The sequence below is a fragment of the Paenibacillus sp. FSL W8-0919 genome, assembly GCF_038003785.1.
GTDB classification, from domain to species: Bacteria; Bacillota; Bacilli; order Paenibacillales; family Paenibacillaceae; genus Paenibacillus_AQ; species Paenibacillus_AQ lactis.
The window spans coordinates 1319891-1340328 of sequence record NZ_JBBOPV010000001.1; the positions used below are offsets into that span (position 1 = coordinate 1319891).

The following is a 20438-nucleotide window of genomic DNA, read 5'->3' on the forward strand; positions in this document are numbered from 1 at the left end:
TATCTTATTGTGAAGCCTGAATGGAGCTGATCCGTTCATTCAATTCGGACTGTAATTGAAGGCGGAGTTTCTCCACGATCGAAAAATCGGTGGCCGCAACATAGTAGGCTTTAATCTGAGAATCGATGGCTTCGGCTTCCGCCAGATGGGAGGTGGCCTCTTTCATCTTTGCCGAATAGCGTGCTTTGATAGCCGCTATTTCGTTAGCATAGGCTTCATCGGTTCCAGGGGCAATGGTCCGCGTATACATATCTAGGATCTCATCCCCGTCCCGATCGGGGAAATATTCATGCGGAGCGGTACTGTCGAAGATCGCTGTTCGAAGCTCCGGGAATATCAGCATATCCAGACTGTTCGGATCAAAGGCGCAATGAAACACTTGAACGTTGATTCCTTTCTGTTCGGCAGCAGATGCAAGCTTTTTCAGCAGCGTCGATTTGCCGGATCCCGCCCTTCCTTTGATGAATATCCGTCTTTGCAGCTGAGCGGTCAAGCTTTGAATAAAATCGAACGCCCCCCTCGGGGTCGCAGCTCCGAAAAATAAGTGACGCGGAGCGATTGGCGTATCGCTTTCATGACCGGCGTATAATTCTTGAATGAATTCCAGTGCAATCTGATCGGCCTTCGCGAAATCCATATTTTCGATATAATATTTTTCCCACTCGTCATGAATCCGTAGTGCCGTTGCGAATGTTTCATATACAGTTGAATAGGCGTCCTCAAGCTTGCCACTAAGATCTTCTATCGTGACCAAGTCTTCCGGTGAAATCAGGCTGTTATCGAATGCTTCCCCGAAATCGATAAAGACGATGTTATCGGCCCCGCTATCCGAAATTCCCTTACAGACTCTGCCGTCAACAATACCAACCTTCAATTCCGTAAAAATGATGCCATCCAGTTCGTCGGGACGGAGGGGGGAGTGGAAGCATTGCACATGAAAGCCTTGATCCAGCAGGCGATCCGCCAAGCTTTGCATGACCGTTGATTTCCCCGTACCTTGGGGCCCCGTAAGGACATAAATCTTGTTCAACCCGTCAAATGCGGATGTATACAAGAAATGAGCCCCGCGCGCAGTGTTGCCGTGGGCAAAATAGTGAGATGATTGTAGTACCAACCTACACACTCCTTTGTGCCTATTCCGATTCGCCAAGCTTACAGAATAAGCATGATTGGGATAAGTGCCTATATATTTGTATATTCCGTGTTGTAACAAGTGGTGTTCGTCCTCTCATGATTTTCGCTATATGTTACGGCTGCGGAATGTACAAGATCATAACGATCATGTCTGCGATAAATGGGCAGATTTCACTTGCCATGCGCAGGCTTTTCTGTTATTTTTGATAGTAATAAAATGTTATTAACAAAATGATACTAAGTATTGACTGGGTGGTTTCGCTCTATAAACCAGTGAAGAAAGCAGAGGGGATGTATTGTGAAGATGGTTGCGCGCGGCTGGAACCTGTTCGAAATCGCTTGGTTGGCGCTGTTTACCTCGATTGCGGTGGGATTTACGGTGATGTCCAAGGATTCTTTATTCGGATTTACCGTTTTTATTACCGGGGTGCTGTGCGTGGTGCTTGCGGCGAAGGGCAGCCTGATGAGCTATGCTTTCGGCATGTACAACACCATCGGTTACGCTTATCTGGCCTATATTAACGGGTTGTTTGGAGAGGTTATGCTGAATCTGCTGTTCTTCGTTCCGATGAACGTCATTGGCTTCTACATGTGGAAAAGTCACCGCCAAGACGGCAAGCTGATCATGCGCCAAATGGAGTTTAGAGGTCTGCTTCTCGTTGGCGCAGCCTGTATCTTGGGCTGTTTGCTGCTGGGATTTGGGCTTTCGTTCATCCCGGGACAGAACTCGCCTTACATCGATGCTATTACGACGGTGTTGTCCGTTGTAGCCACCTTCTTAATGGTCCGCAGATTCAAGGAGCAATGGCTTGTCTATATTGTGTTGAATTTGTTTACGGTGCTGCTCTGGGCGATTCGACTGCTTGAGGGCAGCAGCGAAGGCATGCTGATGATCGTCATGTGGAGCGCGTATTTGGTTAATGCGGTATACGGCTATTACAATTGGAACAAAGGGGCCAGGGAGGTGGCGGCATGAAAAAGCTCGGATTAACGCTGGGGAAGTTTGCCCCGCTGCATAAAGGGCATCAGTTCATGATCGAAACGGCGCTGCAAGAGGTCGATGAGTTGATCGTGGTCATTTACGAGACGACGGTGACGCCGATCCCGCTTCACATCCGGGCGAATTGGATTCGGCGACTATACCCGGCAGTCCGGGTCGTTGAAGCTTGGGACGGACCGGACGGGTATTCGGATGACCGAGAGCATGAGATTCGGGAGGAACAGTATATCCTCCGTTTACTGAACGGGGAGCAGGTCACGCATTTTTATTCGAGCGAGTTTTACGGCAGGCATATGAGCCTCGCTTTGGGCTCGGTTGACCGGCGGGTTGATGAAGCCCGCGAGCAGGTTCCGATCTCTGCAACGATGATCCGTTCCGATCCGTATAAATACAGGGAGTTCATAAGTGATATCGTGTACCGGGACTTAATCACGAAGGTGGTATTCGTTGGGGCGATGTCGACGGGGAAGTCGACGATCACCGAAGCGCTGGCGCGGCGGTATCACACGACCTATGCTAGCGAATACGGGCGCGATTATTGGACCGAGCATCAGGTGGACCGCAGAATCAGCCTGGAGGCGTTCGATGAAATCGCTGTGGGCCATATCGAGCGGGAAGAGCAGGCTTTGCTTGCGGCGAACCGATTTCTGTTCGTCGATACGAATGCGATTACGACGTATATGTTCGCTATGGATTACCACGGCCGGGCGCCGGAGCGGTTAACGCGGATTGCCCTGGAGAACGCGCAGCGCTACGATCTGTTCTTCTTGTGCGACGACGATATTCCTTACGACGATACGTGGGATCGAAGCGGGGATCAGAAGCGGCATGTTTTTCATAAACAGATCATCGCGGATTTGAAGGAGCGGCGCATCCCCTACATTACGCTGCGGGGGAGCCTGGAAGAGCGCATGCGCAAGGTAGACGAGGTGCTGGCGAGGTTCGAGCCCTATCGGAACTATTTCGGGGAGCTAAAACGTTTAGAATTAGATGCAGGCAGGGAGTAAAATGAACACATAACCACAACTAGCTTAGAATGAAAAAACAAGGAGGCGCCCCCATTGGATTTGTTGGATCGGGACGGACTTACGGAACGCGAATTTTTGGAGAAGTACCGGGCAGAGAATTATGAGCGGCCTTCGGTGGCAGCCGATATGGTGATCTTCACGGTTACGGATGAGGCGGCTGACAGCTATCGGAAGCTACCCGAAAAAGAGCTCCGCATCCTGCTCATCCGCCGGGGAGGTCACCCTTTCCTGGGTAAATGGGCGCTGCCTGGCGGCTTTGTCCAGCCGGGCGAGACGACTGAACAGGCCGCGGCAAGGGAACTGCGCGAGGAGACCGGCGTGGACGACGTTTATTTGGAGCAGTTGTATACGTTCAGTGACATCGGGCGAGATCCCCGAACCTGGGTGATGAGCTGCAGCTATATGGCTTTGATCAACAGCGATAAATTGGAGCTTCAGGCGGGAGACGATGCGGCCGACGCTGCTTGGTTCAAGGTATCCTACCGGCTGCTGCGGGAGCAGAAAGAGATGATGGAGGACGGATACGTCAAGACGCTGGAGTATGAACTCAAGCTAAGCGGTGAGGAGGAGCTTTCGGCGGTCGTGGCGAGGACGTTGACCGTAAAGACGACATCGACCAGCACGGATTACAAGATCGTATCGAATGATGGATTGGCCTTTGACCACGCGAAGATTATAGCATGCGCGATCGAGCGGCTGCGGGGAAAAGTAAATTATACCGATATTGCGCTGCACTTGATGCCAGAGCTTTTTACCTTGACGGAGCTGCAGCAGGTTTATGAGGTCATTTTGGATAAAGAGCTATTGAAGGCAGCCTTCCGGCGCAAGGTGGCCGATCTCGTGGCGGAGACCGATCATTACACCGAAAATGCGGGACACAGGCCTTCCCGCTTGTATCGAAGAAAACTGGAGGAATAACGGATGATTTACAATCTCGATGAGCTAAAACAAGCTTATAACGAAGGGAAAACGTTCAAGTTTGTATTCTTTTGGGGCCATACGCCGCCTAAGGACGGGAGCATCGACAAAAGCTGCTTCAGCCAGTGGTGGATGTGCCCGTTCACGGTAGAGGGGACGGAATATTCCTGTGCCGAGCAGTTTATGATGGCTGAGAAGGCAAGGCTGTTCGGCGACCATGAAATGCTGGAGTCGATCCTTACAGCTAAGCATCCCAAGGAAATGAAGGCTTATGGGCGCGCGGTCCGAAACTTCGACAAGGATACCTGGGACCAGGAATGCTACGGCATCGTCAAACGAGCCAGCTTGGCCAAGTTTTCGCAGAATCCGGAGCTTGGCGATTATCTCAAGTCGACGAAGAACCGCATCCTCGTCGAAGCCAGCCCGCAGGACCGCATTTGGGGGATCGGTATGAGCCAGTCCAATCCAAATGCGGAGAACCCCGTGAAATGGCGGGGCCAAAACCTGCTGGGATTCGCGCTGACCGAAGCGCGGGACGAGCTGCTGCAGAGCTAGTTTTTTGGTCGGATAACGGAATTAGAGGATCGTAGGTGCTGTATTAAAATCGATCCTCTTTTCATTTTTCGTCGATAGCTCTCTCTATGGGATTGTGTTTCGACCGAGGTTTACAGGTCGACTCTCCAGTTGCCCATCATCTTGGCGACTTCCGGATCGCGGTATGATAAGAAGAGACTTTCCCGCGTATCGAGGGTAGAGATTTGTGTCATATCGTCCGCGCTTAACTCAAAATCGAAAATGTCGAAGTTTTCGGCGATCCGCTCTCTGCGCACCGATTTTGGAATGACAACGACTTCACGCTGAACAAGCCAGCGCAGCACGATCTGGGCGACGGACTTGCTGTGTTTTTCAGCGATCGAGGTCAGCACTTCGTTGCCGAACATGTTGCCTCGTCCTTCGGCGAACGGCGCCCACGACTGATGTTGAACTCCCTGCTCTTTCAAAAAAGCGGTGACCTCTGTCTGCTGGTAGAACGGATGCGTTTCGATCTGGTTGACGGCGGGGACGACCTCATTGTGTACGATAAGGTCCATCAGACGGTCAGGCAGGAAGTTGCTGACCCCGATCGCCTTGATTTTGCCCTCGCGATACAATTCCTCCATTGCGCGCCAAGCGCCGTAGTAATCGCCGAACGGCTGGTGAATCAGGTACAGATCGAGGTAGTCGAGCTGCAGCTTCTTCAGGGATTTGGCAAATGCCAGCTTGGCACTCTCGTAGCCGGCATCCTGGACCCAAAGCTTGGTCGTGATGAACAGTTCCTCACGCGGTATGCCGCTGCGCTTAATTGCTCGTCCGACTGCCTCCTCGTTCAGATAACCGGCGGCGGTGTCGATGAGGCGGTAACCGGTCATTAGTGCTTCATATACTGCGTTCTCGCATTCTTCCGCATCGGGAACTTGATAGACCCCGAAGCCGATGATCGGCATGTTTACTCCGTTGTTCAACGTTACGGTTTGCATTGTAATTCCTCCTATTGTTCAAATGTATTACGGCAAACGGCCGCGAGTCCCAGGGGAATCGGTACCGCCGAGCGAAGATTTCGCTTACAGCCGATTTGCATTACAATTAGCTTAGAGCCTTCGTGTTACACGAAGTCAAGCCGTCTTTCAAATTATTTTTCAGGAGGATTTCACAATGCATACGGTCAAAGAAGCTGCCCAGATAACGGGACTCACCGAGCATGCCGTGCGCTTTTACACGGATAAAGGCCTGGTGCCAAGCGTACAGCGCAATGAGAATAATATCCGGATGTTCGACGAAGTATCGATCAACTGGCTGCATGGCGTCAAATGCCTCAAGCAATCCGGGATGCCGATTGAAGTCATTAAAAAGTACGTCGATTTATGTCTCGAAGGGGATTCAACCATTCCGCAACGCTACACACTCATGATGGAGCATAAAGAAGCGGCGCTCGCTAAGCTCGAGGAAGCCAAACGGCATGTTGCCCATTTGGAGGAAAAAACAACCCTGTATCAGGCCATTCTAGAGAACCGCTCTCCAGACACGACCAATCCCGGGAACTGGGACAGAATTCTGCACATGCATAGTGACGTATTTTACTCGCCCTCTGTTCGTTATCCCCGTTAAACTGAACCGTACAACAAGTGACGGAGAAAAATTTATGTCCGATATAAGCTGCTTTGATAGGCATAAGGCGGAGATGGGCGTTCCGATTCAGGAAAGGCTGAGCGCCCCATAGATCCGACTTTGGAATCATTTTCCTGAGCGGACTTGCCGGAACCGTGTGGCAATCTCTATAGTAGAGGGGAACGACATACGAACGGAGTGGTAGGGGAGAAATGGAGAGCGAACGCGTGCTTCAGCAAAATTTAGACGAAAAAAGCGAGTTTCAGCGGTTGTTTCAAATGTACCTGCTGTTTGAGGAGGAAGCGGAACGGCCGAATGCCGAGGCCATCCGGATTGCGATAGAAACCCAATGCGGAAAAACGGATATCGTGTCGGGATCCGACGCGTTGTCGTCGTTTGCCGTAGAGGCGTATAAAGTAGCCTACCGGGATGGGGAAATGCCGGCTCAGGTAATGATGGCAGACGTTACGCCTTTCCAACCAGAGTCGATTACCGACATGGAGCGCACCCAGTTTTGGACAATGCCGGATGGGGAGGACGTTCTGGAACAGTGCCGTTATAAGCTGCTGATCAGCGACTTCATGGCGGCGGGGCTGGACTATAAATCGCGCAGCGCCTTGTTGGCGGATTGGCTGGAGGCTGCCGTAAGCCTGTTCCCGACCTGCAAAGCGATCTGGATTCCATCGAGCGGGAAGCTGCTGCATCCGTCCGAAATTGCGGATAATCCGTACGAAGGAGCCGCGAGGTTCTTGCAGTTCGGCATGAATATCCGCTATTTTACCATTCATGGCACCGAAGACAGCTTGGTCGATTCGCTCGGCCTCTTTGCGCTTGGACTTCCGGATGTCCAGTATCACTTTCATACCTTGGATCCAAACGACGTGTCACGGCATGCATTCAGTGTTGCAGCCTATTTGTTTGAAGCGGACGTGCCGGTAAACGACGGCGAGACGATCGCCGGCTTGCTGAACGGGGAGATGGCACCGGAGGTGCATTGGCCTTGCAGGTTCGAAATGTCGCTGATCCAGCCTGCCAGAGAAGTGATGGACGTCTGTCCAGGCGAATATGCGGCAGGAGAACGAGAATAAATTAGGCTGACGTATGACCGGGGCCTCTCGCCTGGAGTCGCGGGAGGGGCCACGATCGAGCCGACTGAGCCATCAATTTTATACTAAACATGCCTGCAGTGTGATACGGCACGAAAATGAGCTGGCGGTACGTTTCCGCTGGCTTTTTTAATACTTTTATTTCCCGGACATGGCAACCGCCTTGGCCTAGGTTAAGTTAACGGACAGATAGGAGTGGTATTGGATGATCGTTCTAAAAGATATCGGGAGGTTCGAGGAGCTGCCGGAAATCGCGATGCATATATACCAAGGGAATATTCCCGCTTTAGAGGCTGCAATTGCCGCAGGCTGGGATATTGAAGATGGCATCGTACTCAGCAAGCGCACCAAGCTAAGTCCGTTGGATCTGGCGCTAGTAACGCAGAGAATGGATGTTGTAAAGCTGCTGGTCGAGCACGGCGTCAACCTGAACGTCCATCATAATCCGGCTTTTTTGCGGGCTGTTCGCTATTGCAGGGAGGACATCGTCCGCTATATTGCAGCGCAAGGCGCCGAGATGGACAAGCTCAATAAAATCGGGTCAGGCGCCTATTCAGAGGCCTACAATGGCAACAAAAAAAACATTCCGCTTATTCATGAGCTCGGATTAGATATCAAGCTGCATGGCGGTGACGTAATGCGTCAAGCCGCCTCGGACCATGACATGAAGACACTCAAGTATCTGCTCGATCAAGGGGTAGACATCAACTATAATAAACCAGATATGGTCTATCCTTATCAAGCGACTCCGTTAACCGTTGCGACGCGGATTGGGAATATGGCGATGGTCAAGTTTTTGATTGAACACGGCGCGGACGTTACGTTAGCGGAAAAGAACGGCGAGCGGCCTTATACGATTGCAGTCAGTAATAAGAATACCGTCTTGGCCGATTATTTGAAATCGCTGGAGCCGGATGAGATGCATGATATGGAAAACAAAAAATATGAGTTAAAGAAATATAAGCTAACGGATGAACTGGTCAGCTTCCTTACGGGAGACAAGCTGCGCCTTGAGCTCGCGCAAAACGAGTATGAAATCAGGCATATCGACTTTTTCACATTGACCGATACGATTGAGATGAAAGTTGGCAAGCAAAAGCTGCTGCGTCTATCAGCCGATATCGACAATTACTCCGATCTGCAGCTCGTTTGGAATCCGAAGAAAAAAGGGCTGATCGGCTGCTACGACGAGGAACATCAGACTTATGCGGATTTATGCAGCTTTACAGAGTTCCTCGCGTCGCCTGAAATGCACCTCATGAAGTTTCTTGAGGGAGAGGCGTAAAATGGAGAACCACACAAATTATTTAGTTGAGAAAACAGACTGTATTCTTTATTATGCGGAACCAAGTCTATCGAACGAACAGGGTACAGGCTGGATCGGGGGGAATGCACCGGACTTCTTTGATGATCAAGCAGACCTTATCCACGAAGGTAATCAAAAATATTATTTTTACATGTGCCTCGTCCATCCCTTTAAACCGGAGAGCATGATTTCGATCTTCATCCCAGAGGACTATGAGGAATATTTGGACAATAATGTTTATCCGAAGTGCTCGATAAAGGTGGTCGAGCATCCAATTTCAAAGGAAAGCGTTAAAGAGACGTTCACGAATCCAGGTCTCTTAAAACATGCAATTTCCGCCGGGGATATAAGCAATGACGAGAAATCCATGGATCAGTCTTTTTTGATCAAGCTAGGCGGGAATCCGAGACTTATCCAAAATAACGACTACTATTTCACGAAGCTGAAGGAGGAGTCATACTCTTTTTTATTTCAGGTAGATGAAGATGGTTACCCCGATATGCTTCTTCGAGACGACTACAGTTATCCTTTTGGTTTTGGATCTCTGTATATTTTTGCGAAGATTGGGGCGGAGGGGATACAACATCCAATAGCAGGTTTTTGGCAATTCTCATGATTTGTGGAGGGGTCGCAAAGCAATGATCGGATCCTGTAGGATTGCTGGAAACGAAGTACGGATAAAACCCCGATGGTAAGCAAAATGGCAATCTTGTCAAAAGAACCGACCACTGACATGCGTTGCATGCGGAGGACGGTCTTTTTGTTATCCGATTTCTTGATGAATTAGTCGAATCATCAGTAACTGCAGTCATTCCTGAGTCTCGTTAGCGAGTGAATGAGCCCGGAAGGACTGAAGAAAGTGCAATATATCGGATGGAGCGGCCGTAAGTTTTTTATTTTCATAGTATGATAATGTTGAGAAAAGATGGGACAAGCGGAAAGGTGGAACACAATGAACGAGCTGCAGAAGGAAGCGCTGGAAGAGATGGAAACGGCCATTCATACATGGTTTGACGAGCAGGAGAATCGAAAGAACGCAGAGGAAGTGGTCTTGCGCACCACGCTGCAAGTAGGCATCTTTAACTCTGTCATGCTGGATTATCGGCCGGGGAGGACAAGCGTTGACAGCTTGAAACCTTTGGGGAGCGCGGCAGGCAATAAGTCGATGAGAGTTTCGCCCTTTACACGAGAGCAGATATTGCATGAGGTTCAGCCACTGCTCGTGAATATCGTACGGGAGAGGCTGAACAAGGTGGAAACGTCGCCGCTGATCGATTACCGGTTTACCTTTCAAGGAACCTTCGCGACAGCAGACGGGCTTGTCGAATTAACGGTGCTGGAAACCGAATATGAAGCGAAAAAGCAGCAGCTTCTGGAGCGAATTCATTCCTATATCGAGAAGAAACTCGAGAAGGGCACTTATCCGACAAAGCCGCTGGAAACCTTCTTTTTGGCGCGTCATCTGCTGGATCCGCATTTGTTCCCTGAACCGGAGGCCGCAAAGACAATCGCTTTATTTGACCGGATCCAAGAATTGAATAAAGGCCGGGTTGAGGCGCTTGCGGAGCATCGAAGAGATATTATTATGGCCTTGACCAGCTGGGCCGAGGATATATTCCTGCCACGCTACTATGACGTTACCCGTTCCGAATACAGGGCCAATGAGTATGTGATCAAGCCGGATGCCGTTCTTGAGAATAAGGATGAGCCGAACCAGCCTATTGACCTTCTGTTGTACGGCGCTGTAATGATTATTCGGTATGAGCCGAACTATAGCAAGTCTAGAGGGCAGACTTTTCTGGAGCTGGCGGAGCAGCTTGGCAGCGGCAAAGCCTCACGTATGCTGAAACAGGGCAGCGATAGCTTCTCGCACGACGAAGTCAATATGCGCCATGAGTTGGTCGAATGCAAGGCGAACGATGTTTTTTCCCTTTTCACCATCGTTATTCGCAAGGAAGAAGCCGGGGCGTATGAGCGGGCGATATCGTTTATTCTCTCGCTGCTCCGAAAGGACTTCCCGAAAAGCTACAAAATCAAGCTAAAATCCAGCGTGAGAGAGTATTTGCCCATCAAGGGGCTGGCCAAATCGGATACGCACCGTTTTTTTGCGAATGCTCTGGCTTATTCCGAGCTGCATCCGTTATTAGAGGAGTACGCTCGCGAGGCGATGGTAGAATTCGAGTGGTATGAAGATGCGGAGGATGAAAAAAGCGTCATGCCGGGCAGCTATGCCGTGTTTGGGCTGGGGCTTTCCTCTGAGCGGTATTTTCCGCTTGTTGAAGCTTATATGGACCTTGTAGATGATGAGCATCAGCTGATGCATGACAAGTTTACAGCCGTTTTCGCCGAAACCTATGGCATTACGGAACGCTCGACGCCGACCTTGATCTCCAGTCTGCTGCGCTCCCACGATTCGTTGAAGCTGAAGATTCAGCCGGAGCTGGAGAACGAAGACAAGCTGACGTTGTTCGTGCAGCAAATAGAGACGCTGTCGGACGACGAGGCCGAGCGGGTACTGTATCCGATCTGGGGCAAGCCGGAGAAGCTGACTGCATTGGCTCGCAAGGCGCAGGGACCGCGCAAGGAGCTGCTGCTTTGTCTGCTAAAAGCGGCGGGCATAGACTGATGGCTCGGTGAAGCGACGATCTTAATAAGCAAATGGTGAGGAGAAGGTTAAGGGTCATTACTTGAAGCGAGGGGAATAGGTGAGACGCATTGAAAGCAAATCGGATGGAAGCATTCAGCGATGGGGTTCTGGCCATTATCATTACGATCATGGTGCTGGAATTCAAAGTGCCGGAAGGCCATGACTGGCATGCGCTAATCGCACTTGGCCCGAAAGTTGTTAGCTATATCTTCAGTTTCGTATATATCGGCATCTACTGGAACAATCATCATCATCTGCTGCATATGGTTCGAACCATGAACGGGAGATTGATGTGGCTCAACTTGCTGCTCCTCTTTTGGCTATCCCTTGTGCCGTTCACGACGGCGTGGATGGGGGAAAGCCATTTTGCACCTACTCCAACGGCGCTGTACGGTATTATTCTGCTCCTGGCGGCGTTCTCGTATTGGCTGCTTCAGCGCATGATCATGAACCAGCATTCCGGTGATTCCTCATTCGTTGCAGCGATGGGGAAGGACTGGAAGGGGAAACTATCACCGTTACTCTACTTGACTGCGGCCTTGACCGCTTACGTGAGTGTCTGGATATCCGGGTTCTTTTTCGTACTTGTTGCCGTGGTTTGGTTCATGCCGGATAAGCGAATCGAGCATGTCCTGAGAAGCCGCTAAGAATGGTTCTTCGTTTCATGCATGCCTGGGTTGAGGGTTTAATATGGTGGGAATGAATGGGGTATGTGGTGACTACATACTCCATTCATTTCTAATAGCACGCATATACGATTGACAGTCAGTTCCCCAAGGTATTGATAATGAAAAATGTTAGTTATCTATAACTAACGAAAGGAGGATCCCAACAGTTCGGCTACCCTGCTCTATTTGCATCATGCGCGGTTTCCGGGTTCATTGCTTTACTGGTCTTCATGGGTTTTGTAAGACGAACCTTATTACACAGTGACGAACCTTATTACACAGTAAGGAGGAACATGTCGGCAATATTCATGCATCAAGCTGAGCATATTTTTTTTGAAGTGGGTGTTAGTTATAAATAACTAACAATTTGCTGTCACGATTGCACTTGAACCTTACGCAACGTAATGATTTACATTAGAGTTACCGGTATTCAGCTAGCGCAAAAGAGTGGAGATGGTTCATGAAGAGACATTGGGCAAGGAAATAGAAGAGGAGGTAGGAACATGATTATAGGAGAAAATGAGCTTATTGCTTCGCGCGAGTACGATGTCCCGCAGGAGCTTGTGTTTCGGGCATGGACAACCCCTGATTTATTAGCAAAGTGGTGGGGACCGAGAGGCTTCAAGAATACGTTTCACGAGTGCGATATACGGCCGGGAGGTACGTGGAAGTTCACTATGCACGGACCGGATGGCGTGGATTATCCTAACCATAATGTCTTTGTTGAGCTTGTCCCGGCGGAGCGGGTCGTGATTGATCATCTGAACGTTCACGAATTTCGGGTGACGGGTACCTTCGAAGACTTGGATAGCCGAACCAGGGTCACCTTCCGTCAAAATTTCAAGAAGAAAGAGGAGTTTGAAAAAGCGAAGCCCATCTGCATAGAAGCTAATGAACAGCAGCTTGATCGGTTGGGCAAGGTGCTGGCGGAAATGGCCGACTAGCTTTTTAGATTGAGATATACGTATACCCGAGAAGACTGCAGCTTAAGTGATGACTTTAGAATTGTCGCCGTTCACGGTCCCTGTCGGGACTCGGACGGCGATTTTTGTTATGCTGGATCCAGAGAAATGGATAGGGGGGCGGGGAGGGCAGGATGAAAAAGATACTGATCGTAGATGATGAAGCCGATCTTCGCAAACTGCTCACGGATTACTTTGAAATAAACGGGTATTTTGTGATGACGGCGAAGGATGGCAGCGAAGCGCTGCGGCAACTAGAGAATCAACCGGATCTTGTGCTGCTGGATATCAATATGCCGGAGCTTGACGGTCTGGAATTATGCAGGAGAATCCGGCATTTTGTGTCCTGTCCGATTCTGTTTCTAACCGCCCGCGACGAGGATGCGGATAAAATATCGGGATTTCAGGCCGGAGGGGATGACTATATAGCCAAGCCGTTCAGTATTCATGAGCTGGGTGCCAGGGTAGAGGCACATTTGCGCAGGGAGATGCGAAGCCAAACGAAAACGTCCGTACGATTTAGCGAAGATTTGGCCATTGATTATTCGGCTCGCGCGCTTTACATCCACGATGTACGAATTCCCTTGGCCAAAAAAGAATTCGATATTATAGAGCTATTGTCCATGCATCCCGGAATGGTGTTCGACAAAGAGCGTATTTTTGAAAAAGTGTGGGGACTGGACGGCGAAGGCGACAGCGCCGTAATAGCGGAGCATATCCGGCGAATTCGTGTCAAATTGAAAGAGCATGGCTGCGCCGACAGGATTGAAACGGTATGGGGAGTGGGTTACAAATGGCGAAAATGATAAACTGGCTGAGCCTGAAGCGGTTCACCTTGCTGCAATCGTTCATCCTATTATGCTGCCTTACGCTCATCGCCGTTCTAGTCGTCATCACATTGGAGTTTAGATGGGCGGAAAGCATACGGTTGCGGTTTGCCGGCTATTCTTCCGTGAACGACTGGTTGCTGCCTTCCCTCGTTGCGGTTGTCCTGTTAACGGTTGCCGTCGGCATCGTCCTGATGGGCAGCTTGTTTTATCGGTGGAAACTGAAACAACCGCTTGAAATCTTGATGCAGGCATCGGAGAAAATTTCGGCGAACGATTTGGGGTTTCATATTTCTTACGACAGCCGGGATGAGATGGGGGAATTATGCCGTGTATTTGAGAACATGCGCGGTCAGTTGGAGAAGAACCACCAAACGCTTTGGCGATCGGCCGAAGAGCGAAGACAACTTAACGCTATTTTTGCCCATGATCTGAGAACACCTCTGTCCGTTCTAAAAGGATACTCTGAGTTTCTGACCGCTTACTTGCCGGAGCGCAAGATATCCGAGGAGAAACTATTGGACACGATTCAAACGATGCAGGCGCATATCGTCCGTCTTGAAAGCTTCACGGAGGCGATGAATTCTATTCAGAAGCTGGAGGATATGCCGGTACAGAGCCGCAGGATTGAAACGGATGAGCTCATCTCCTTGCTGAATGACAGCGCACGCCAAATTACCGGACGGAATGGTAAGACTTTCGGTTCATCCATTGCCGAGGAAGCGAACGAAATAACGGTCGATGTCCATTTGACGATGCAGGTTTTTGAGAATTTGATCGTAAATGCAGCGCGTTATGCCTCTAGTCACGTAAGCGTTCATTATAACGTCGGCAAGGACCTCTTTTCTATAACCGTCGCGGATGACGGCGCAGGTTTTTCCGAGGTGACGCTCCGCAAGGCCGTGCTTCCCTTTTATCGCGGAGAGGTATGGGATGCGAATGAACATCACGGACTGGGGCTTTACATTTGCAAAGTTCTTTGCGAAAAGCATGAGGGGAGTCTGCAGGTAGCCAACGGCCTCCATGGCGGTGGGAGCGTAACGGCAAGTTTTTGGTACGGAGTTGATAAATAGTTGAAAAAGATCGATTAGCATTTCCTTAACATGAAATAAGGAGTGCTGGTATGAGAACCGTAGAGAAGAAAATGTGGCTAGTCTTGAGTTGTTTCCTGCTATTGATGGGCATCCTGGCCAGACCCGCTTCCGCCGTTGAAGCTCGAAGCAAAACAGAAGTCCAACAGGAGATCGATGAATACGTTAAAAAAACAATGAGCGCCAATCATATTCAGGGTGCGGCCCTTGCCATCGTTCATAACGATGAGGTGTTCTATACGCAAGGGTACGGCGCTACAGAGGGCCGTGATATAAACGACCGCACCCCGTTTCCTATTGCTTCGTTAAGCAAATCTTTTACGGCACTGGCTGTCCTTCAGCTGGCGGACAAAGGATTAATCGAGCTTGATGCGCCGTACGCATCATATTTTCCCGACCTCGCACCTAAGGACGAGCGCGTTCGCGATATTACCGTTCGGGATTTGCTCAACCAGACAAGCGGACTTAATGACAAGGTGAATCCCGACATGACCCGTTCGTCCCCATATCAATCGCTGCATCAGGTTAACGAGTCGTTGAACGCGGTTCAGCTAGCGAATGATCCTGGGGCAGCCTATAGCTATCACAATCCGAACTATCAATATTTGGCTTTATTGGTCGAGACAATGAGCGGACAGAACTTCTCCGATTACTTGGAGGAGCATATCTTTGAGCCTCTGGGAATGAGAGATACCTTTAATGTCAGCAACACGCGGCAGATCAATGAGAACTCCGCCATTCCGCGGGGACATTATATATTGCTTGGCCATCCTGTAAGACAGTCTGAACCCTCTTGGTTCGTTGACGGACCCGCCGGTATGATTTCGACTGCCGATGATATGGCCAAGTGGATGCTCGCCCAATATAATGGCAGGCTTCTTACGCCAGAGCTGATGGAGCAGTACCACACGGCCGGACAGAAGGGACCGTATGGAATGGGGTGGCTTGCGGATGAGGATGAGCAAGGGGGCCGGAGGATTTCCCATAGCGGAATTTTATGGACGTATAAGGCGGAAGAGACGATCGATTTGGATCAGCGGCTGGGCATTGCGATGATGTTTGACTCCGGTTTAAACGCCTTTGTCGATTATTCGGCTTTTGTTGATGGAATCGCAAAGATTATGAAGGGAGAAAAGGCCGAATCGCCGATTGTCAACAGCAAAAACATGGAGACGGTTATGATTCTCCTGGTGCTTGCGACGATTGCTTGGGGGATATATAGGCTCTATCGTATCCATCGAAGCAAAAAGGCCATGACAGCCGGGAAAATGATGGTTTCATTAGCAGGAGGACTGCTCCCAGTCTTGATTCTCTTATTTCTGTCGCCGTTAGCTACATTTATTGGAACCGGGCGAGTATTGCCTTGGTATGGACTATGGACCGCCATGTCATCGCTGATCATATGGCTGGTTGTATTATCGCTTGTGAATATAACGGTTATGGTCTGCCGACTCAGATTGTATTACCAGGTAAAGAAGTTGAAGGGAATAACCACCTCACCTTAGGAGGCGATTCTGAGCCAGCGAAGGTGACTTTACCGGCAAACATTTGCTACAAAATTAACCCCTATACCAATATCCATCAAACTATGATATGGTAGATGAAACCCATAGGCATTCCACTCCTCGGAGTGGGGTGCCTTCGTCTGTATTTGCGGGGTTTTTACATTTAATGTATTGCGATCGATCTGAAAGGATGGAGGTCTGGATGCTATGTTTCTCTATTGATCCCCGTTCAGGGGAGGTTCTACGGCTGCTATTTACAGCGCTAAGATCACTCATGTAAAGGAGAGGTAGAGCATGGCTGCATGCATTCATACAGAAAGACGTCCGCGATTAAATTCTTCGGGACTTCGTAATTTACGTCAGAAGGGGCGTTTGCCAGGGGTTGTGTTCGGCAAAAACGCAGATAACGAAATCATTCACATTTCCACGAAACAATTTGAGAAATGGCTAAAGAGAGGGGCATCTGGCTTTATTGAGCTGCAGATGGAAGGGGACCGATCCATGACGGTGCTGCTGGAGGATCTTCAGCGGAACCCGGTAACCCGCGCCCTTGTGCATGTCGACTTTCAGCTCGTCCAGACGGGCGAGATCATTCGTACGAAGCTCGGGGTGAAATTCGTAGGGACTCCGATCGGAACCAAGTCAGGCGGCGTTGTGCAAATCCAGGCCCCTTATGTTGAAGTAGAGGCTCTCCCGAAAGACCTGCCAACCACAGTTGAACTGGACATCAGTGCGATGGAAGTCGGAGATACACTCTTCGTGAAAGACCTGACCCTACCGCCTGAAGTGACGGTCATCTCTGGGGATAACGAGCTTCTCGTATCCGTATCGAAGCCTTAAAGCTTAATGTCTTATAATTGAGAAAACCACGCAGAGCGTGGATTCCAAAGGTAATATATTGTTGCTGGGCGAGTATCAAAATGCTAAATACGCAAAGCCAGGAAGCATCTTCCTGGCTTTGTCTTTGTTAGAGAACGATCGGCAAGAAACCGTCTTTTACATATTGACCGAAAGGAATATGCCCACCCGAACCCTCGTTACCGATCAACGGGATGCCAGCGTTCTCGATTTGCTCCGCCACCTCGAAAAATCCCGAGCAAGCTTGACAACCTCCTTTAATGATTCCGGATTTCATCACTTGCTTGAACAAAGCGTGAAATGGATGCTCCGGCTTGCCGAACTCATCGGGCCACTGCGTCCCTAACCCGTCAAATACGATTTCAACCTCGCAGCCTGCTTCGTAAAGCTCTTGCCCGTATAAAAGTCCATGAACCGCCTTGCCGACATCCTGTTGGTTCGCTTGGATCACAATCAGAAACTTATCCGCTACCATCGTTATTCCTCCTTGTTTTCGATTACCCAAACTCGATTTGTACCTTGTTCGATATAAAGTACTTCGTCGATCTCGAACCGTACCAACCGCTCCGCACCTGGAAAGCGGGATATTTCGTTATCTTCCCATATGATTTCCGAGCGCCCCGTCAGTTGCAAGTAATGCCCGTTATCGAAATCGACCAATAATAAACCGGTACTCGGGTTGCAGTAGATGTTGCCTAACGTATTGAACATGGAATTGCCGTAATAATCGGGAAAAAGAAGCGTGCGTTCGTCAAGCGTCTTTACAAAACCCGGCGGCCCTCCCCGATGCGAAGCGTCGGCATTCCCTTCCGGGCCGATACTGCCGATGAAAAAAGTGTCCGCATTCTGAATCTGCGCCGATTGCACGGCATTGAGCTCCGAACTGCGCTCAGCTAATTTTGGAACTCTTCGGGAATCGGCTTCGAACAACGCGGTTCTTCTTTGAATGTATTTCGGACAGTTGCCGTAAACTTGTTCGATATTGACAACTAGTCGATGTTCACTGTCAACCATAGCCTGGCCGTTCATTCTTAATCTCGATTTCTTGTAGAGATCGATCGCTAGCAATCCAAGATTCGGATTACCCCCTAAGTGATGAATCAGGGGATCTCCTTCCACGGGAACGGCGTCGATCACCATGGTGACTTCGTCTAACAGCTCGATAAATCCCGGGTTGCCGGTTAACATCGAACACCAGACATTCCCGTTCTTGTCAATGGAAGAAGCAATGATCAGCGTCTGCTTCGATAAAAAAACCGCCGCTCCCTTAGGAAATCTGCTCTTGATCATTCTTCCGTTCTGCTCTGCGATCGCCTCGGCGCCTGCTAATCTTTGTACGGCCAGTTCACCGGAATGGTACACATTGTCGCTGGACATGCTGCTTAACCTCTGATTGCCGCGCGGCCCGGTTCGATATCGTCCCGGTATCCGTCATACGCCTGGTGATATTCCATAATTCGCGCTACCTCCGAAATAAAGGTTTCGTCATAGCCCGCCCGGCGCAGCAGGTGAAACCCGAGTTCCATGCCGGAAGCGATGCCGCCGGCGGTGATCATCCGACCGCTGTCCACGACCCGGGCGCGGCTGATCTTGCACGCCGGGGCGATTTCCGCGAGTCGGTCGATCGGCACTTTGCCGAGCGTTGATGCCTCCAATCGGTCAGCTTCCTTCCGGCTCGTCGCGGCGATGCCATCGAGCAGTCCCATCTGACCGTACACCCAGGAACCGGTGCATACGCTCGTCAGCAGGCATGATTCCGGCAAAGAACGGATGTACCTGTGCAGTCGGCCGTTATGCATTTCCTGTCGGGTACCGAAGCCCCCTGGAATCAGGAACGCATCCATGTCAGGCTCGTCGTGGAAACTATAGTTGGGCAGTACGGTAAGACCAGCTTGCGTCTGAATAGGATGCATTGCGTCTGCAACGAGGAATGCCTCAAGCTCGGGAGCCAGTCTGCGGGCCACAGAGAATACCCCGTACGGGGCGGCATAGTCCACGATTTCCGCATCCTTGAACACGTATATGCCAAGGCGGAAGCCCGGGATGATGTTCTTTTCCTTTTCCTTCTCCTTCTCCTTCTCCATCTCCATCGTAACCCTCCTACATTTTCATTGTTCCGGAACTAACTCCTATGCTATCATCGTATTACATATTCGAAAAACGAAAATAAACGATGCGTAATATCGGATAATTCGATATCACAAGGAGGACAAAGCGTGCTGGAGAAGCTGGAAGGGCGGTTTCTGGTCACATTCCTAACCGTAGTGGGAGAGGGAAGCTTCAGCCGTGCGGCTGATAAGCTGGGGTACGTGCAGTCGACTGTCACCTCACAGATTCAAATGCTGGAGCAAATCTGTGGGAATAAACTGTTTCACCGGCTTTCCCGGGGCGTAAAACCGACGGACGCCGGAGAGAAGCTGGCCGTTTATGCCAGGCAATTTGTACAGCTTGGGCAAATGCTGGAGGAGGATTTAGGGAGTCTGGAACGACCGCGAGGGCCTGTCCGTGTGCGGGCGCTCGAATCGTTCTGCGTTACGCGGCTAAGCGGATTCTTGAATCCGTTTTTCGCCGAATATCCGGAAGTGACGCTTCTGCTCGATACCGGATTCCAAGGAGATATTGTCGACCAGGTCGCCTCCCATGAGATTGATTTCGGTATCGTACCGAAAGACCCCGAGCGGGAAGACATTCTGTTCGAGCCACTCGTCGAAGAAAATTTAGTGCTCGTTTGTTCGAATGAACTCGCCAGCCGGATCCGCTCCGAAGATTGGAGCGGATTAACCGGTGTTCAGGTAATCGGCTTTGGCAGTCGCTGTGTCTACCACAACGATGGTCTGCGCATATTGGCGGAGCTGGGACTGCCCGCTTCCGCACCACAAGCAGAGTTTCCAAGCACAGAGATGATCCGCTCTATGGTCGCATGCGGACTCGGCATTGCGTTTGTGCCGGAGATCACCATGGAGAAGGAGCTCGCCACAGGAACGGTTGTCAGTATTCCGCTGCCTAAGCCGGTCCGGATGAACCACGGACTGATCTGGCATAGGGACAGGGTGCTCGGCACACCTGCCAAAGTATTTCGAGAGAAGCTGCTGGAGTACATTACCAGCCCCCCTAATAAAACCTTGGAATTGTCCGATCGGGATCCAGTATGATTTTACCTCGGGAATATATTTATTTATGTTGATAAAGTATGAAAATAGAGGATGAACCGACCTGAAATTGGGGTCGGTTTTTTCTTTTGGA

General features: G+C 50.2%; 21 protein-coding genes. 16 read left to right on the forward strand and 5 right to left on the reverse strand.

Annotated elements, in window-relative coordinates; translation table 11 throughout:
• Nucleotides 1–4: 4 nt before the first annotated feature.
• A complete protein-coding gene (locus NST44_RS05750; protein ID WP_340898276.1) occupies nucleotides 5–1114 on the reverse strand; it encodes a PRK06851 family protein in 1110 nt (369 codons plus the stop codon).
• 324 nt (nucleotides 1115–1438) lie between these two features.
• Here NST44_RS05750 and pnuC point away from each other — a divergent pair, with 324 nt between their 5' ends.
• Genes pnuC through NST44_RS05770 form a run of 4 tightly spaced genes read left to right on the forward strand, consistent with a single transcriptional unit; the run spans nucleotide 1439 to nucleotide 4635 of the window.
• Entirely contained in the window at nucleotides 1439–2110 is a 672-nt protein-coding gene (gene pnuC, locus NST44_RS05755; protein ID WP_340901419.1) for a nicotinamide riboside transporter PnuC, read from the forward strand.
• Nucleotides 2107–3141, forward strand: a complete 1035-nt coding sequence (locus tag NST44_RS05760; RefSeq protein ID WP_340898278.1) for an AAA family ATPase — start codon at nucleotides 2107–2109, stop codon at nucleotides 3139–3141. The genes pnuC and NST44_RS05760 overlap by 4 nt, the downstream gene beginning before the upstream one ends.
• Nucleotides 3142–3195: 54 nt before the next feature.
• A complete protein-coding gene (locus tag NST44_RS05765; RefSeq protein ID WP_210094148.1) occupies nucleotides 3196–4080 on the forward strand; it encodes an NUDIX hydrolase in 885 nt (294 codons plus the stop codon).
• 3 nt (nucleotides 4081–4083) lie between these two features.
• Nucleotides 4084–4635, forward strand: coding sequence for an NADAR family protein (locus tag NST44_RS05770; protein WP_340898281.1), 552 nt, complete (start codon nucleotides 4084–4086; stop codon nucleotides 4633–4635).
• A 110-nt stretch (nucleotides 4636–4745) separates the two neighbouring features.
• Here the strand turns inward: NST44_RS05770 and NST44_RS05775 are convergent, their stop codons facing one another.
• Entirely contained in the window at nucleotides 4746–5597 is an 852-nt protein-coding gene (locus NST44_RS05775) for an aldo/keto reductase (RefSeq protein ID WP_340898282.1), read from the reverse strand.
• A gap of 175 nt (nucleotides 5598–5772) precedes the next feature.
• Here NST44_RS05775 and NST44_RS05780 point away from each other — a divergent pair, with 175 nt between their 5' ends.
• The 11 genes from NST44_RS05780 to NST44_RS05830 all read left to right on the forward strand — a co-directional run bounded on the left by NST44_RS05780 (nucleotide 5773) and on the right by NST44_RS05830 (nucleotide 17177).
• Nucleotides 5773–6225, forward strand: coding sequence for a MerR family transcriptional regulator (locus tag NST44_RS05780; RefSeq protein ID WP_007129133.1), 453 nt, complete (start codon nucleotides 5773–5775; stop codon nucleotides 6223–6225).
• Between the two features lie 212 nt (nucleotides 6226–6437).
• Nucleotides 6438–7313, forward strand: a complete 876-nt coding sequence (locus tag NST44_RS05785) for a DUF4261 domain-containing protein (RefSeq protein WP_040738332.1) — start codon at nucleotides 6438–6440, stop codon at nucleotides 7311–7313.
• A gap of 223 nt (nucleotides 7314–7536) precedes the next feature.
• Nucleotides 7537–8616 (forward strand): ankyrin repeat domain-containing protein, encoded by a 1080-nt coding sequence (locus NST44_RS05790; RefSeq protein WP_210094144.1) that lies wholly within the window; start codon nucleotides 7537–7539, stop codon nucleotides 8614–8616.
• Between the two features lies 1 nt (nucleotide 8617).
• Nucleotides 8618–9253 (forward strand): hypothetical protein, encoded by a 636-nt coding sequence (locus tag NST44_RS05795; RefSeq protein ID WP_007129130.1) that lies wholly within the window; start codon nucleotides 8618–8620, stop codon nucleotides 9251–9253.
• A gap of 336 nt (nucleotides 9254–9589) precedes the next feature.
• On the forward strand, nucleotides 9590–11263 hold the full coding sequence (locus tag NST44_RS05800) for a DUF6138 family protein (protein ID WP_007129129.1): 1674 nt from the start codon (nucleotides 9590–9592) through the stop codon (nucleotides 11261–11263).
• Nucleotides 11264–11352: 89 nt separating this feature from the next.
• Nucleotides 11353–11931 carry a TMEM175 family protein gene (locus tag NST44_RS05805; protein ID WP_007129128.1) on the forward strand — a complete coding sequence of 193 codons (579 nt, stop codon included), beginning with the start codon at nucleotides 11353–11355 and terminating at the stop codon, nucleotides 11929–11931.
• 524 nt (nucleotides 11932–12455) lie between these two features.
• Nucleotides 12456–12896 carry an SRPBCC family protein gene (locus NST44_RS05810; RefSeq protein ID WP_007129127.1) on the forward strand — a complete coding sequence of 147 codons (441 nt, stop codon included), beginning with the start codon at nucleotides 12456–12458 and terminating at the stop codon, nucleotides 12894–12896.
• Between the two features lie 152 nt (nucleotides 12897–13048).
• Nucleotides 13049–13720, forward strand: coding sequence for a response regulator transcription factor (locus NST44_RS05815; RefSeq protein ID WP_007129126.1), 672 nt, complete (start codon nucleotides 13049–13051; stop codon nucleotides 13718–13720).
• Entirely contained in the window at nucleotides 13708–14814 is a 1107-nt protein-coding gene (locus tag NST44_RS05820; RefSeq protein ID WP_007129125.1) for a HAMP domain-containing sensor histidine kinase, read from the forward strand. Before NST44_RS05815 ends, NST44_RS05820 begins: the two co-directional genes overlap by 13 nt.
• A gap of 50 nt (nucleotides 14815–14864) precedes the next feature.
• Nucleotides 14865–16337: a serine hydrolase domain-containing protein gene (locus NST44_RS05825; RefSeq protein WP_007129124.1), complete on the forward strand. Its 1473-nt coding sequence runs from the start codon at nucleotides 14865–14867 to the stop codon at nucleotides 16335–16337.
• Between the two features lie 294 nt (nucleotides 16338–16631).
• Nucleotides 16632–17177 carry a 50S ribosomal protein L25 gene (locus NST44_RS05830; protein ID WP_340898288.1) on the forward strand — a complete coding sequence of 182 codons (546 nt, stop codon included), beginning with the start codon at nucleotides 16632–16634 and terminating at the stop codon, nucleotides 17175–17177.
• A gap of 127 nt (nucleotides 17178–17304) precedes the next feature.
• On the opposite strand, the gene NST44_RS05835 is transcribed toward NST44_RS05830, so the two are convergent.
• From NST44_RS05835 to NST44_RS05845, 3 genes are read right to left on the reverse strand one after another with little or no spacing between them, the layout of a single operon-like run.
• Nucleotides 17305–17670 carry a hypothetical protein gene (locus NST44_RS05835; RefSeq protein ID WP_007129122.1) on the reverse strand — a complete coding sequence of 122 codons (366 nt, stop codon included), beginning with the start codon at nucleotides 17668–17670 and terminating at the stop codon, nucleotides 17305–17307.
• Between the two features lie 2 nt (nucleotides 17671–17672).
• The gene (locus tag NST44_RS05840; RefSeq protein ID WP_007129121.1) at nucleotides 17673–18572 is read right to left on the reverse strand and encodes a pyridoxamine 5'-phosphate oxidase family protein; all 900 of its coding nucleotides are present in this window, start codon (nucleotides 18570–18572) and stop codon (nucleotides 17673–17675) included.
• A 5-nt stretch (nucleotides 18573–18577) separates the two neighbouring features.
• Nucleotides 18578–19285 carry a DJ-1/PfpI family protein gene (locus NST44_RS05845; protein ID WP_007129120.1) on the reverse strand — a complete coding sequence of 236 codons (708 nt, stop codon included), beginning with the start codon at nucleotides 19283–19285 and terminating at the stop codon, nucleotides 18578–18580.
• 126 nt (nucleotides 19286–19411) lie between these two features.
• Here NST44_RS05845 and NST44_RS05850 point away from each other — a divergent pair, with 126 nt between their 5' ends.
• Complete coding sequence (locus tag NST44_RS05850) at nucleotides 19412–20347, forward strand: LysR family transcriptional regulator (RefSeq protein ID WP_340898291.1); 936 nt, start codon at nucleotides 19412–19414, stop codon at nucleotides 20345–20347.
• Nucleotides 20348–20438: the final 91 nt, after the last annotated feature.